The organism is Thermococcus peptonophilus (genome assembly GCF_001592435.1).
Classification (GTDB): Archaea; Methanobacteriota_B; Thermococci; order Thermococcales; family Thermococcaceae; genus Thermococcus; species Thermococcus peptonophilus.
In genome coordinates this window covers 531,636-545,058 of the sequence record NZ_CP014750.1, presented here as the reverse complement: position 1 = coordinate 545,058, position 13,423 = coordinate 531,636, and the positions used below count along the sequence as shown (strand labels likewise).

15 protein-coding genes are annotated in these 13,423 nt (G+C 50.1%); 7 read left to right on the top strand and 8 right to left on the bottom strand.

All coding sequences use genetic code 11. The features are described 5' to 3' along the window. Positions 1-33 precede the first annotated feature (33 nt). The 4 genes from A0127_RS02850 to A0127_RS02835 are packed head-to-tail and all read left to right on the top strand — an operon-like array spanning position 34 to position 1,830. Positions 34-372: a hypothetical protein gene (locus A0127_RS02850; RefSeq protein ID WP_062387727.1), complete on the top strand. Its 339-nt coding sequence runs from the start codon at positions 34-36 to the stop codon at positions 370-372. Beyond that, positions 341-1,012 carry a carbon-nitrogen hydrolase family protein gene (locus tag A0127_RS02845; RefSeq protein ID WP_062387724.1) on the top strand — a complete coding sequence of 224 codons (672 nt, stop codon included), beginning with the start codon at positions 341-343 and terminating at the stop codon, positions 1,010-1,012. The genes A0127_RS02850 and A0127_RS02845 overlap by 32 nt, the downstream gene beginning before the upstream one ends. A 34-nt stretch (positions 1,013-1,046) precedes the next feature. After that, positions 1,047-1,376, top strand: coding sequence for a methionine--tRNA ligase subunit beta (locus A0127_RS02840; protein ID WP_062387721.1), 330 nt, complete (start codon positions 1,047-1,049; stop codon positions 1,374-1,376). 1 nt (position 1,377) lies between these two features. Then, positions 1,378-1,830, top strand: coding sequence for a protein-tyrosine phosphatase family protein (locus A0127_RS02835; RefSeq protein ID WP_082781381.1), 453 nt, complete (start codon positions 1,378-1,380; stop codon positions 1,828-1,830). Here A0127_RS02835 and A0127_RS02830 read toward each other — a convergent pair. Further along, positions 1,817-2,380: a nitroreductase family protein gene (locus A0127_RS02830; protein ID WP_062387715.1), complete on the bottom strand. Its 564-nt coding sequence runs from the start codon at positions 2,378-2,380 to the stop codon at positions 1,817-1,819. The two genes, A0127_RS02835 and A0127_RS02830, sit on opposite strands and share 14 nt — an antisense overlap. A 42-nt stretch (positions 2,381-2,422) precedes the next feature. Continuing rightward, a complete protein-coding gene (locus A0127_RS02825) occupies positions 2,423-3,172 on the bottom strand; it encodes an MBL fold metallo-hydrolase (RefSeq protein ID WP_062387712.1) in 750 nt (249 codons plus the stop codon). A 237-nt stretch (positions 3,173-3,409) separates the two neighbouring features. On the opposite strand from A0127_RS02825, the gene A0127_RS02820 reads away from it, so the two are divergent. Continuing rightward, positions 3,410-3,874, top strand: coding sequence for a Mut7-C RNAse domain-containing protein (locus tag A0127_RS02820; RefSeq protein WP_062387709.1), 465 nt, complete (start codon positions 3,410-3,412; stop codon positions 3,872-3,874). Then, positions 3,871-4,566 (top strand): 6-hydroxymethylpterin diphosphokinase MptE-like protein, encoded by a 696-nt coding sequence (locus A0127_RS02815; RefSeq protein WP_062387706.1) that lies wholly within the window; start codon positions 3,871-3,873, stop codon positions 4,564-4,566. Before A0127_RS02820 ends, A0127_RS02815 begins: the two co-directional genes overlap by 4 nt. On the opposite strand, the gene A0127_RS02810 is transcribed toward A0127_RS02815, so the two are convergent. The 4 genes from A0127_RS02810 to A0127_RS02795 form a co-directional block, all read right to left on the bottom strand. After that, positions 4,557-5,867, bottom strand: a complete 1,311-nt coding sequence (locus A0127_RS02810) for a sodium-dependent transporter (protein ID WP_062387703.1) — start codon at positions 5,865-5,867, stop codon at positions 4,557-4,559. The two genes, A0127_RS02815 and A0127_RS02810, sit on opposite strands and share 10 nt — an antisense overlap. A gap of 183 nt (positions 5,868-6,050) precedes the next feature. After that, positions 6,051-6,959, bottom strand: a complete 909-nt coding sequence (gene nadA / locus A0127_RS02805) for a quinolinate synthase NadA (protein WP_062387700.1) — start codon at positions 6,957-6,959, stop codon at positions 6,051-6,053. A gap of 73 nt (positions 6,960-7,032) precedes the next feature. Continuing rightward, positions 7,033-8,862 (bottom strand): hypothetical protein, encoded by a 1,830-nt coding sequence (locus A0127_RS02800; protein ID WP_156471143.1) that lies wholly within the window; start codon positions 8,860-8,862, stop codon positions 7,033-7,035. 9 nt (positions 8,863-8,871) lie between these two features. Beyond that, positions 8,872-10,272: an L-aspartate oxidase gene (locus A0127_RS02795; protein ID WP_062387692.1), complete on the bottom strand. Its 1,401-nt coding sequence runs from the start codon at positions 10,270-10,272 to the stop codon at positions 8,872-8,874. Positions 10,273-10,782: 510 nt separating this feature from the next. Here A0127_RS02795 and A0127_RS10680 point away from each other — a divergent pair. After that, positions 10,783-10,980: a hypothetical protein gene (locus A0127_RS10680; RefSeq protein ID WP_231855795.1), complete on the top strand. Its 198-nt coding sequence runs from the start codon at positions 10,783-10,785 to the stop codon at positions 10,978-10,980. Positions 10,981-11,064: 84 nt separating this feature from the next. On the opposite strand, the gene A0127_RS02785 is transcribed toward A0127_RS10680, so the two are convergent. Both A0127_RS02785 and A0127_RS02780 read right to left on the bottom strand, forming a co-directional pair. Further along, complete coding sequence (locus tag A0127_RS02785; protein WP_054841607.1) at positions 11,065-11,607, bottom strand: RNA 2'-phosphotransferase; 543 nt, start codon at positions 11,605-11,607, stop codon at positions 11,065-11,067. A 31-nt stretch (positions 11,608-11,638) separates the two neighbouring features. Beyond that, positions 11,639-13,390, bottom strand: coding sequence for an endonuclease/exonuclease/phosphatase family protein (locus A0127_RS02780; protein ID WP_062387686.1), 1,752 nt, complete (start codon positions 13,388-13,390; stop codon positions 11,639-11,641). Between the last annotated feature and the right edge of the window lie 33 nt (positions 13,391-13,423).

Here is a 13,423-nt window from a genome sequence, read left to right as displayed (position 1 = left end):
AGTTTTAAAGTTTTTGTATATGGTAGTAATTCCGTGGCCACGATGAGAATGAACGGTCCTGGCAACAGAATCCTCACTCTTCTCGCGGTGATCATGATAATCCTAGCCTTTGTTCCTGCATACTTTATCGGATACCTTTACTTTGGTCTGGTGGTCGTTTATCTTGTCCTTCTCTACGTGGCCGATAATGGGGAGCATGAGAGGCTTTCCATGGTGATTTCCTACATCTTCAGCCTTGTCGTTGTGTACCTTGTCATGAAAAAAGCCGAGAAATGGGATGTCAGGCTCTTTGCCCTGATTGCAGTTCTGGGCGTGCTTTCACTCATAAGGCGGGTGAAAAATGAGGGTAGCACTAATCCCGATGCGCGTTGAGGACGGAAACTTCGAGGCCAACTGGGAGGAGTTCAAAAGGCGCTTTGATGAGGCCTTAAAGCACAAACCTGACTTTCTCATTTTTCCCGAGTACTGCCTGACGGGTTTTAGAGAGTGGGACTTCAGCGGGGCGGAGCTCTACGGCGAGATAACCGAGAGGGTGAGCGAGCTGGCGAGGGAAAACAATGTCTACGTCGTCTTCGGCCTTCTCGAACCCTACAAGAACTGCGTTTACAACTCGGCCCTGCTCATCGGACGAAACGGCGAAGTCCTCCTCAAGCACCGCAAGTTCCAGGAGCCCTACAAGTTCTGTACTGGCAACACGGTGAGGACTGCCAAGACCGAGTTCGGCAAAGTTTCCATTATTATCTGCGGAGACCTCTACAACATGCGCATAGCCAAGTGGGTGAGGAAGAAGAGGCCCGACTTCCTCTTCGTGCCCATGGAGTATTCGCCCGACTACGGGGAACTCAACGAAGGGGACATCGATGCCATGTCAGAGCGCGTTAGGCTCTTTAGGGTTAAGACATTCATCGTAAACAGCTTTCCGCCCGGCGGCGCGTGGGTCTTTGAGGGGAATGGGACTTTAATTTCCGAAAGCAAGGGGGATGAAATCCTTCTGTGGGAAGGGCAACCCTAAAATATCTCCTCTCCCAACTTTTTCCGGTGATCCTATGGAGCTCTACGATGTTGATGAGTTCTGGAAGTTCGACCTCAGCGTCGGCCTCGTTAAGGGGGCCGAGAAGCTGAAACGTACGAAGAAGCTCATCAAGCTCGATGTGGACTTCGGAAATGAGGAGAGGACAATAATAACGGGAATAGCCGACCAGTATTCGCCGGAGGAACTGGAGGGGGAGAAGTTCATCTTTGTCCTCAACCTCAAGCCCAAGAAGCTCAGCGGCGTTGAGAGCCAGGGAATGCTCTTACTTGCAGAAACCGAAGACGGCAATGTCTACCTTCTACCTGTTCCTGATGAAGTGCCCGTTGGAACGAGGGTGTGGTGAAATGTGGTCCTCCGTGAAGTTCATTGACGACAAAGTTGCTTTCTCGCGGATGCCGACGGAGAGGGAGCTCGACGAAGTTGCCCAGGACTTTGATGCGGTAGTTGTCCTCGTGGAAGAGTATGAGCTTCCATATTCGCTTGAAGAGTGGAAGGAAAGAGGGGTTGAAGTCCTTCATAGCCCGATCAAGGATTTCACGGCTCCAAGTGTTGAGCAGCCCCTCGAAGTCCTCCGCTGGGTTGAGGGTCAGGTTGAAGCTGGCAAAAAGGTGCTTATTCACTGCATGGGCGGCTTGGGAAGGAGCGGGACGGTGGCAACGGCCTGGCTCATGTACTCGAAGGGTCTTTCTCTCCGTGAGGCCCTAATGGAAGTCAGGAAAAAGAGGCCAGGGGCGGTGGAAACATGGGAACAGATGGAAGTTCTGAAGGAGCTTGAAAAACACCTCAGAAGCCGTTGAAGCTCACCACGTCCTCCAGCTTTTTCCTCTCGTACTTTGGCTTGGGGTTGGCGGGATAGCCAACCGGGAGTATTGTCTGGAGTTTGTAGTTATTAGGAGCGTTCAGGAGCTCCTCAACGGGCTTCGGGTTGGGCGGCGTGTAGGTCACCGTCCCGAGGCCGAGTTCTTCTAGGGCGAGCAGGAGATAGCCCACGGCTATCCACGTTGACTGGAGCCAGTAAGGGGCTTTAGTATATCCAAATACAAGGATCAGATATGGCGCCTCGCTTAAGAACGGCTTCTCAGGTCTAAAGCCTTCAGCGTTCAGCCAGGTCATCAGGTTCCCTTTAGTGTGAGAATAGAATTTCTCTTCTTCCCTCTCACAGGTCTCTCGGATTCTGGCCTTCAGCCAGTCGTCGTCAACGACGACGAACCTCCAGGGCTGGGCGTTCATTCCGGAAGGGGCTTCTTTGGCAGCTTTTATTACTTTCAGAATGTCCTCCTTCGGGGGTTTGTCGGGAAGAAATTGCCTGACAGTCTTCCTCCTCTTCGCAAGCTCGAGGACATGCATCCAATCACCTACTTAATCTTGGACTCAAAGTGCTAAAAACGTTTAGACGTAGAACACCATCCCGTCGTAGGCGACTAAAACCTTATTCCCCCATCTTTTCCTTACGTATTCAACGAGCTCAAGGAAGGGCAGGTTCTTATGGGAGATGTGGCTTAGGACTGTTCTCTCCGCCAGCTGGAAACCGATCTCTGCAGCTTCGTCCACGTTGTTGTGCTTGGGGTTATCGAAACCAGGAGGGTAAGTGGCATCGACAATTGCGAGCCTCAGTGGTGCTTTCTTCTTCAGGAAATCCCAGGTTTTCTCTGGGAGACCCTTCGTATCGTAGAGTAGGGCCACACTCTTTCCGTCTTCTTCTATCAAGTATCCAAGCGTCTCAACGTCGTGGTTAAGCCCTATTGCCGTTATCCTCAGCGTGTCCGCCTTGAGGGTATCACCCGGCTTCAGAATCTTCGGCCTCAGGTTCTTCGGCTCGTTGAGGATTAGAGCGTCTGCGTGTCCTTCTGGTGCGTAGAGCTCCGTCTCTAGCGCCATCCAGCGGAGCTTGTAGAGGCCGTAGATGTGGTCGTGGTGCCAGTGAGTCAGGAAGATCGCCTCGAGGGGGACGTTCAGGAAGTCCCTTATATCAGTCCCGACGTCGAAGAGAACCGCCTTCCGGTTCTCTGTGATTACGGCGAGAGTTGAGGGCCTCCTCTGGGCAAAGCCGAACTTCCGAGCCTCGTTGCAGGACGAACAGGTGCAGAGATGGGCTGGAATCCCCTCGCTTCCGCCGGTGCCGATGAAGTAAACGAGCATTCTGACCACCGGGCATCAAGTGTTTTATAGCTGTAAAATAGCTGCCGGTTAAAAGGTTTTGGGATAATGACAGTCGGTCCTTTCCCCTGGCTGGTTTGGACTTGAAAGACTCCGAACTGCTTGGAAAACAAGTTTCATACCCCGCTGACAAGAAGGGAGGAAGACGTGGTGGATTTTTCTCTTTCCAGCGAATCCGCAAACCCTTAAATCCTCAACCAGAAAATTAGTCGGATGACAATGAAGTTCATCGCCGACATGATGCTTGGGAGATTGGCAAGGTGGCTCAGGCTTTACGGCTACGACACCCTCTACGGGATAGTGGACGATTACGAGATCATTAAGAGAGCGCTTGAAGAGGGCAGAATAATCCTTACCCGGGACTCTGGCCTCGCCGAGAGAGCCAGAGCAATGAGGGCAAAGGTTTTCCTTCTCTCTTCGAACTCCCTTGAGGAACAGGTGAAGGAGCTGAAAAGGTTGGGAGTCGAGTTCAGGGAGCTCTTCCCGGCCAACGCCCGCTGTCCAAAGTGCAACGGGCCAATAGAACGGGTTCCCAAGGAATATATCAAGGGTAAAGTCCCAGAGAGCGTTTACGAGAAGTATGACGAGTTCTACGTCTGCAAGAACTGCGGACAGATATACTGGCCCGGCAGGCAGTGGAGGGAAATGCTTAAAATAGACCGTAAACTGAGGGGATTGAAATGAAATGGGAAGAGTGGAAGCCCTTCTACATGAGGATTGTTGAGGAAATGGGTTATTCTGTCGAAGAGGACAGAAAGGCCGCCCAAATACTGCGCGCACTTCTGCTTGAGGGGGACGAGTACCTCCTTCGGGACGAGCTTGAGGCAGTTATGGAGAGGAAGGCCTACGTCTTCGGAGCTGGCCCAAGCCTTGAAAAAGCCCTGAAAGAGTTCGATTTCTCGGATGGGACACTAATAGCGGCCGACGGGGCTACCTCTGCACTCCTCGAAAACGACCTCGTTCCAGACATAATCGTTAGTGACCTTGACGGCAGAATTCCAGACCTTAAGGTAGCCAATGACAGGGGTGCTTTCATGGTCATCCACGCCCACGGAGACAACATCGAGAAGATGACGTCATACGTTCCTCTCTTTTCCAGAATACTCGGCACGGCCCAGGCTGAGCCGCTCGACATAGTTTATAACTTTGGTGGCTTCACCGACGGAGATAGAGCAGCATTTTTAGCTGAAGAACTTGGGGCTGGAGAGATTGTGCTTGTTGGTTTTGACTTCGGGGATGTTGTCGGGAGATGGAGCAAACCTCACCTCAAAGAACACTCTCCAGTTTGGGAAAGCAAGCAGAAAAAGTTCAAGTTCGCGAAGGAGCTCCTGGAATGGCTTGAAAAAAATGGAAGGGCTAGGCTGGTTTATCTGTAGCTAAAATACTGCCGCCGCTTAACCTTTCGCATCCTGTTTTTGATGGGCCTATTGCTTGCGATAATCAGCAGGAAGAGGGCTAGAAGAACAAGGATAGAGGCGTAGTTATGCTCCTTTATTGATACCGCGAGGTAGTAAACCCCAACCAACCCCACAAGCCAGGAAACTATGTATCCCGTGTATTTCCAGACCGGGGACACGTTGCTCAGCCTAATTCCAAACGCTTCTATTACTGTTCCGAAAAACAGGAGTACTGCAACGGTTTTATCAAGAATTTGGATGGCGTCTATGTTGTAACTAAGGAGGAGTACGTTCAGGGTACCAAAGAATAGTGTCATAATAAAAACTGCAATCATTCCATCAGTTCTGTGCAACCCAGTTATCTTTGCATATACCGTTCCCGCTACTTCTCCCAGGGGCACCATGCTGGTTATCGCCACTAAGAGCACCGTCAGATTGAACCCAATCTTCAGGAGGGGCATCTGGAGGTACTTGCTCAGGATTAGTGGAGTTAGTTCAAATATTATGCCGGTGCTTGTGATGAGGGCAGTTGGAATGATGGCCGAAACCAGTAGAAACAGGACAAGCCCCATAAAGGAAGCTAGGGTGTCGATAATGGCGCCGGTAACTGCTATTATGGCCGGTGATGCTTTTTTGGGCATGAACGACCCGAAAATGAGGTAAAAGCCCAGGCCAACTCCCAGGGAGTAGGCGGCCTGGGCCATCATATCAGCGATCATCTCAACCGTAAATCCTTTCACTGCAAACAGGCTCTTAAATGAGCTGAGGATCTCGTTTTCATTTCCGACATATGAGTACATCTCGAATATGACAAAACTCACAAGGACGAGAAATGCAACGAGTGAAATAGCCATAATGTCAAATACCCTTTTCTTTCCTGCCATCAGAATAACGAAGACAATGAGGATAAATGCCAATGAGCTTAGCAGCTTCCACAGGATGTTCTCTGGAGCTTTGCTGGTTATTAGACTGGATAGTGCCAAGCCCCCTACTGTGGAGTAATAGCTCAGGAACAGGACGTTGAGCACGAGGAAGAAAAGGGTAAACGCCGGGAAGTTGAGTCTCTCATAGTGCTCGAGGATACCACCTACCTCGACGTGGGCCACTTTCAATACTGAGGCTATCAGGGTCGTCAAGAGTGCCACGGAGATCAGATATGCGATGAGTCCGCTTCCACCGTATTTCAGGAGGAGGGCTGGAAATCTCCATACGTTCCCGAGACCTACCATGTAAGCCCCAATGACTATGGCCAAGTAAGCTGTGGTTAGTCTTACCCTCATCTTTAATCCCTGACATTTTTGTTTATTGTTATTAGATTAACCTCTCAAAAAGGATATTTTTAAAACAATCGGTTGCTTGTTGTTTGAGAATACCCGTCTTAGCTCCACGTTATTGAAACATTATGGTTTAATTACATGCACATTGTTCCACTTCGGTAAATGGAAAATCAAAAAGAAGTTAGATTAGCTCATTTCCAGCATCCTCTCTATAGCTCTCCTTGCCTTCTCCGCGATCTCCGCTGGGACTTCCACCTTGTACTTCATGTCCCTCAGAGATTCATAGATGTACTGGAGCGTTATCGCCTTCATTCCAATGCATGTGGCGTCTTCCCTCGCGGGATAGAACTTCTTGTTCGGGTAGAGCTTCTGGAGACGGTACACCATTTCCCTTTCCGTGAAGACGACCCACTCGTCGTGCTCGCAGGCCCTCTTTATCATCCCGCCGGTGGAGACAATTATATCTGCCTGTTCCTGTACATCTGGCTCGCACTCTGGGTGGACCATAAGCTTTGCGTTTGGATATAGCTTTTTCGCCCTTTTAACGTCCTCCAGCGTGAACTTCCTGTGGACGTAGCAGTGCCCATTGGGGGGAATGGGAATGACTTTCTTGCCAGTCACCTTAGCAACGTAGTGGGCCAGATTCTTGTCCGGGCCGAAGATAATCACATCGGAGTCGAGCTTCCCGACGATTTTAGCGGCGTTTGCTGAGGTGACTGTAACGTCGGCATGGGCCTTTGCCTCAGCGGAACTGTTAACATAAAGAACAACCGGAGCATCCGGATACTTTTTCTTGGCCTCAATGATATGCTTTATAGTGAGCATGTTGGCCATCGCACAGGTCGCCCTTGGAGTGGGCAGGAGAACCGTCTTATCTGGGTTAAGTATCTTCGCGGTCTCGGCCATAAAGTCAACGCCGGCAAAGACTATTACGTCGGCATCAACGTTAACGGCCTTTCTCGCCAGCTCAAGGCTGTCCCCAAGGAAGTCCGCTATGTCCTGTATCTCCGGTAGCTGGTAGTTGTGGGCCATGATTATCGCGTTCCTCTCCTCTTTAAGCCGGTTTATCTCTTCGATGAGCTTTTCCTTCTCCATCTTCTCACCCCTACATGGGGGGCATAGAAAAGAACATTAAAAGGGTTTTTGGACACCATTGGTTAACAACGGCTCAGTGGTATTTAAACCTGCAGAGGGAGCCAGATTTAACCGCCATTGTCAGCACTTTCCAAGCAACCGGCACAAGCCTTGCAAAATCTGCCCATGGGCTTTCAGGTGTTATGTCTACTCCCTTGCGAAGCTGGAGAAGCTTGGGCCACGTTGAGGTTGCTATGCTTATATGGGTATCCAGCTCCTGTATGACTATTGAGTCCTGAGCTGTTACTCTATTTTTCACTTCCATCCATTTATCTTTGAGAGTATTGGCTAAATTGCTGGCCTTTTCAAAATTCTCTGTTTTTAGGATCTCGTCTATGAGAGATTCTATTTCGTCTAAGTCTCCGGGGTGCTCTGATATCAGGTAATTGTCGATGATATGTTTCATTCTCTCGCTCCTCAATTCTATTGAATCCCTGTCGAAGATGTAGTAATCACCTTCTTTCAACCGTGGAAGAGAGCGGCACTCGTGGCAGTCATTTCTATCATACTGCTCGAGCTTATCATTTTCAATGCTCTCAAGGATCTTATCCATGGAAATCAACACTATCGGTGAGCGTATGAGGTAGCTGCCGGTTGGATCGGGTTCCCCAAAGAGAATGTAGTCGTTCTTTTCCAGCCTGCCCCAGTAGATGAAGTCTATCTCTATGCCGAGTTCGTACGGATCTATTGAGAAGAAAACGTCGTGGATTTTCTTTACTTCACCTCCAAAGTCGATGCGAACCGTGAAGGGACTATCAACGGCATGCAGTTCAACTATGCCCGAATGATCCTTATCGTCCGTATCAAGTATGGGGATACCATCCTGGGTCTCCCTGAGGGTTTTGTGAAAATGCTGGAGCCTCTTGAAATGACGATTGACTTTAATTGACTCGTGGAATTCCCCCGAGATGTGTATCGGCTTTCTTATGGCCTCAACGCCGAACTCAGGAGGATGTGATAGGACCATGAACTCTTCAAGAAATTCTCTCAACGCCATTAAGCGTGGGTTCTTTCTCTCTTCTGAATCCTGAGAAAGTCCCCCAAAATGATTAAGGCCAACAGGAGGAATATCCCTGTAAGGGAAAGCGAACCACCATTTGCTTCTATAATAAAGAATTGGAATGACTCCACCGGCCACCCACCTTAACGGTCTGTTTCTCAGTCCTATGCTGAGCTGGTACTCTTCGTTCTCTGAGTTGGGAGTTCCTTTCCCGGAGGTGCTTCTGGATGAGAGTTTACTTAAAAAGCCCCCATAGAACTGTTTGATTTCCTCGTATTTTTCCTTGTTTCTCTTTAAATAGTATTCCTTGATGAAACGCCTGCCGAGGTTGTTGTATATCCCTATCCCTTTGGAGGGAACCCTTACATCGAGTATCCACTCGTTAGCGCCGGGAGAGTAGAGCTTGAGGTGTGTAAATAAGAGCATTGAACTGAAAGCCCAGTTGGGCCAGAACCATATGTTGTCAGTATGGGTGACGTTTGCAATTAGAGGTAATGCACGCTTGTATTCGGAGAATCTGCGGTCGGCCTGGGAGCCCATAAGCTCTTTGAACGTTGGACTGCCAATGTACGAATCCCTTACGGCTCTCAGATACTCGTTCTTTAATGAAATCCCTCTGAAAAACATCCAGTCTGTTTTTTCAGAGCGGAGAAGGTGGTAGTAGCCCCAGTAAAATCCTGGGCGAAAAACTCTGTCAAGCAGATTACTCCTCTTGGCAATCTCGGCGACCTTAGGACCAACCCTGTCTCCAAAATAATCAACGGCCTTTTCGAACAGAACTGTAGCGATAGTAGAACCCACGGTCAGACCCAATCCATACATGGCCTTTAAGAGTACATCGGCGGGATTATCCATTTTGTCCACCTACCCATGTCACCTACAACCGCTGTTTAGGAAGTAGCTCGATCTCTCAAACTCTTTTCTCATAACTGGAAAGTCCTCGCGGTAGTGGGCTCCACGACTCTCTTCCCTTGCTAAAGCACACTCCAAAACACCCCGAGTAAGGAGCTTGAGTCTTGGGTCGGCTTCAACATTCCTCAGTTTTTTCAGGCCCTCCTTGAGTGCCCTCTCGTTCCTCACTATGCCCGCATGCTCCCAGAGGAGTTCCCTCAGGGATTCAACGTCCCCAGTCTCGTATCCATGATAGGGAGGTTCTTTTACTTCCCTGGTCCTGGGTCTATCCCTTACTATTGTCCTGGCTACTTCAAGGCCTGAAACAATGCACTCAAGCAGGGAGTTGCTCGCGAGCCTGTTAGCTCCATGAAATCCGTTACTTGCCGCTTCACCAATTGCATAGAGATTTTTGATTCCAGCTCTGTACCATGTGTCAACCGCTATCCCACCTATCGTGTAGTGGGCAATCGGTGTAATGGGTATCAAATCCCTTGAAGGATCTATCCCTTCCTTTCTGAGAAAGGCATATATCTGCGGGAACTTCTTTTTGAAGTCCGTTATCCCAGTTGCATCGAGAAAAACTTTCTTTCCTTCCTGCATTTTCAAGTAGATTGCCCTTGCCACGATGTCCCTCGTGGAAAGCTCGTTTACGAAGCGCTTCCCATCTTCGGTTACGAGCCGGGCACCCGCTCCCCGCACTGCCTCGCTGATAAGCTTAACTCCCCCCTTTCCAATGAACCCGGTTGGATGGAACTGGATGAACTCAAGGTCTCTCGCAAAAGCGCCTTTCATCACGGCGTCCCCGATGAGCGTTCCGAGGTTCGTCGGAGAACCTGCGGTATATTTGAAAAGCCCCGTGAACCCGCCGGAGGCAATAATCGTCGCGTCAAACTTTAGGAACTCCCCGTTCACAAAGATTCCGTAAGCTTTTCCGTGCTTAACTGCTAGCTCTTCGGCCTCACCCCTGATGAAATTAACCCCCTTCTCCTTTGCGTGGAGGTAGAGTATCTTGGTGAGGTGCTTTCCGGTCTCGTTTTTTATCGTGAAAACCCTCGGAAAAGAGTGCCCGCCTTCCGTTTCGTTGGTCTCAAACTTCACACCCAGAGAGAGAAGGAAGTCATAAGCCTCACTGGCTTTTGATATCACATTCCAGACCGTCTCCTTATCGTTGATGTATTTGCCCGCTCTTATTGTATCCACGACGTGGGCAGTTATTGAATCACCCTCAAGGACGGGAAAGGCAATCCCTGCCTGGGCTAGGTAGGAATTGGTTGTCTTTATCCCCGTGTGGATGAGCGTTACCTCATAACCGCGCTCCGCTAGGGAAAGCGCGGCCGTAAGCCCCGCAATGCCACCACCGATAATTCCAACCAAGGTCATTGATTCCCCCTGACTTGAGTTTGAGTGTTAGCTTAAAAACATCTTGGAAACGACGGGAATCAAACCGTTGTATCAAAGACCCTCAGTTTTACAAACGTAAAGCTTTTAAACAGATGCATACATCCGTGCATGGTGATCTTATGAAGAGGAAGCTCCTGATAGCACTCTCCTATGCCGCCCCAATCCTAGCGGTGATGAGTATCCTGCTCATCGCCTGATAGAGTAGCAAGGTTCAGGCTCACAGTGGGCATATGTTCAAAAAGTCTGCTCATTTTTTTACCCAATTTTGCCATATCTCCAGGTTTTCTTCCGAAAAAGTCAAATACCCAAAGGCTTATTTTGGCGCGGTGATGTCCATGGTTGGTGCAGGCGAAGTCGTAAGGAAGGTCCCCGGAAAGCTTGGAAGGGGGGAGGGAGAAACCGTCCGTTAGGGCAGGTTCAGAAGAAATCCTGTTCGAAGTCTTAAAGGAAGGTCTATTCTGGGCCGCTCTCGGCCGTCCGTCGGAGGTAATGCCTTTTCTGAGGGGCAAGCTTTTGGGCAACGGTTTCAGTCCAAAGGCGAAGGAGGAACTCCAGTGGCTCCTCGACCAGCTTGAGAAGTACTACAGCTACGTTGCCTCGTCAGGCAGAGTTGAAGAGAAGCACCTCAAGGCAATAAAGTCCTTCTACCGCGACATCGTCGTTGTCCTCTCAATGAACAGGGCTTAGCTTTTTAACCCCCTCTCCTCCTATTCTCTTTGGGATGATGAGGGAAGTTTCGTCCGAGCGGTGAGGAAACTCGCATGGGCTGACCTAAACCGCCAGGGTTATACACTCCGGCGGCACCCTCTCAACTAGTCTCACGTTCTTTCCTGCCTTGTATATCCTAAGGCCTCTTCTCCTCAGGCACTCCGCGTCTATCACCAGGAGGACTACGTCCCTTCCGTGCCGCCTTCCCGTTTCCAGAGCCTCAATTTTGTTTGTGCTTAAGTGAACGTACTGGCGTTTCATTGGCTTCAGGCCCTCTTTTAGAATCGAGGGTAGGTTCCTTCGGGGAGTACCATGGTACAAAAAGCGGCTTTCGGTATCTTCTTCGTGGTCGAGACTGACTGGAAAGCTGTGGCCATAGCGGGCCCTTATTCTATCTCCTCGGATTTCGTAGCGACCCTTCGGATCATTCTCGACGATTTCACGAACTAAGTCCTCTGTGGCCTCGGGATAAACTGTCTTTAGTGCATTGACGAGCTCGCTGAGAGAAACGAATCCTTCAACGTCTGGCCGAAGGCCAAACTCTTCCGGAGAATGTCGTAGAATGTACGCCATCAGTTTGCTTACTCGCTTCCGCTCGGGCTTCATGTGGAAAGATTACGAAGAAACGCTAAAAACCTCACGGGAGCTCTATCAGTGCCCACACCGGTCTGTGGTCGGAAACCTCAACCTCGCAGAGACATCCGTAGTCTTTTACCTTCGCTGGCCAGTCCTTCTTCAGGAGGATGTAGTCTATGTTTTCTATGTCGATGTCGCCCCAGTTGAAGGTATAGGGCGGTCTCTTCTCGAAGGAATCCCTGTAGTCGCGGGTGAGTATCTCTATCGCCTTCTCATCCGGCTCGGCGTTTGTGTCGCCGGCTATCATTTGTGCGACCGGTTCGCTCTCCGCGAACTTGAGGAGCTCCTCAGCCTGCATAGCGCGCTCTTTCTCACTCAGCCCCATGTGGACGTTCACTAGTACTATTCCAGGCTCTTCAATCCTTACTTTCTGCGCGGGCCTCGCCTGGCCTACGCTCTTGAGATTGAGCTTCCTCTCCGTCTTCATGTGCCAGTGAGAGAACACCGCAACGCCGTAGGTTCCCTCAACTGCGGGCTTGTACTCGTAGGCATAGCCGAGGTATGCAGATAGCATAAGTGGAACGTCCTGGTAACCGTTAGCTATCATTCCTCCAACGACCTCTTGAGAGGCGATGATGTCAGGTTTATGCTCTCTCAGGAGTTTCACAAGTTCATATCCATTGAAAGTTCCCCGATACGGGCCGAAGCCCTGATGGATGTTGTAGCTCCAGATGAGGACATCCTTCTTGCTCTCCGCATAGCTCGGCCCCGTGTTGAAGAGCGCTAGAACGATCACTGAAACGAGAGCGAGACCAGCGAGCATGCCTGCTACCTCTTTCTTGTTTGGAGTACTGATAGGGGAATTCTTGCCATAAGTTACGACTGCATAAACTATAGAGGCAGCAACTATTAGAGCCTCCAGCTTGTCCTCCATGAATGCCAACCCAATGTCCCTGCCGATGTAGGCACCCAGGGCAAGGGTCGTCATAAGGAAGAGGTAAATAGCTCCCAGTTCCCCTTTGCGGATGGTCTTGGCACTCTCAACGAGAGCAACGGCAGATGCGAGGGCCAGTGGAAGACCTATCAAACTCAGTGGTTTAACGAAGAGGGTCGCCGTGCCCAGGATCAGAAGAACTGGGGCAATCTTAGGCCTCTTGGTGAGGTGAGGTCCCCCGAGGAGTGCAAAGGCTATTATGAAAGCGTAGCCGACGAAGGTAGGAAGATAATAAGAGTTAATTCCAGAGTACCTCAAGACTGCGTTTGGATACATGAGACCGAGTTCCAGGAGGGCGGCAAAAGCGTAGAGACCAAAGCCAGGCTTTGGTAGTTTTCCTTCATCTTTCCAGAGGGCATAAGCTCCAAAGAGAACGACAAGGCTCAGGATTATCCTGGTGTGTGGGAAGTCAAGCGGCTCCCCGCCAACGGCGAGAACCCTCAACCCCAAATCCGCCACAAGCCCCATCGTCACGTACTTTATATCGAGTTCACTGAGGAGTGCCAGTGCAACTGGGATGGCAAGGGCCGCTATCAGGTGGGTGTATTCAGTCGCATCCGTAAGGAGAGAAACCAGCGCGTAGGCCGCCACTATTGCAGCTCCAGCTCTCCTGTTGAGTTTGCCCACAACAGCGGATGCAATTATGAACAGCACCACGCCGAGCACGGAAGGGAACATGACGTTGTAAAAGAACGTCTTCTCGACGCTTGAATATGCTCCCGCCACAAAAACTCTCAGGGAAGACGCTAGGAGAACACCCGTGCTTATTCCAATTAGGAGTTCTCTATTGACGGTAAGTCCTTTCAATTTTTCTTTCATTGGACTCACCTTTTGCAGGGTTGTTACTTATCG

What these genes read in the sequence shown, in the direction of transcription:
- A0127_RS02845 (WP_062387724.1), top strand. Translation starts at nt 341, where the DNA reads ATGAGGGTAGCACTAATCCCGATGCGCGTTGAGGACGGAAACTTCGAG.
- A0127_RS02840 (WP_062387721.1), top strand. Translation starts at nt 1,047, where the DNA reads ATGGAGCTCTACGATGTTGATGAGTTCTGGAAGTTCGACCTCAGCGTC.
- A0127_RS02835 (WP_082781381.1), top strand. Translation starts at nt 1,378, where the DNA reads ATGTGGTCCTCCGTGAAGTTCATTGACGACAAAGTTGCTTTCTCGCGG.
- A0127_RS02830 (WP_062387715.1), bottom strand. Translation starts at nt 2,380, where the DNA reads ATGCATGTCCTCGAGCTTGCGAAGAGGAGGAAGACTGTCAGGCAATTT.
- A0127_RS02825 (WP_062387712.1), bottom strand. Translation starts at nt 3,172, where the DNA reads ATGCTCGTTTACTTCATCGGCACCGGCGGAAGCGAGGGGATTCCAGCC.
- A0127_RS02820 (WP_062387709.1), top strand. Translation starts at nt 3,410, where the DNA reads ATGAAGTTCATCGCCGACATGATGCTTGGGAGATTGGCAAGGTGGCTC.
- A0127_RS02815 (WP_062387706.1), top strand. Translation starts at nt 3,871, where the DNA reads ATGAAATGGGAAGAGTGGAAGCCCTTCTACATGAGGATTGTTGAGGAA.
- A0127_RS02810 (WP_062387703.1), bottom strand. Translation starts at nt 5,867, where the DNA reads ATGAGGGTAAGACTAACCACAGCTTACTTGGCCATAGTCATTGGGGCT.
- nadA (WP_062387700.1), bottom strand. Translation starts at nt 6,959, where the DNA reads ATGGAGAAGGAAAAGCTCATCGAAGAGATAAACCGGCTTAAAGAGGAG.
- A0127_RS02795 (WP_062387692.1), bottom strand. Translation starts at nt 10,272, where the DNA reads ATGACCTTGGTTGGAATTATCGGTGGTGGCATTGCGGGGCTTACGGCC.
- A0127_RS10680 (WP_231855795.1), top strand. Translation starts at nt 10,783, where the DNA reads ATGCCTTTTCTGAGGGGCAAGCTTTTGGGCAACGGTTTCAGTCCAAAG.
- A0127_RS02785 (WP_054841607.1), bottom strand. Translation starts at nt 11,607, where the DNA reads ATGAAGCCCGAGCGGAAGCGAGTAAGCAAACTGATGGCGTACATTCTA.
- A0127_RS02780 (WP_062387686.1), bottom strand. Translation starts at nt 13,390, where the DNA reads ATGAAAGAAAAATTGAAAGGACTTACCGTCAATAGAGAACTCCTAATT.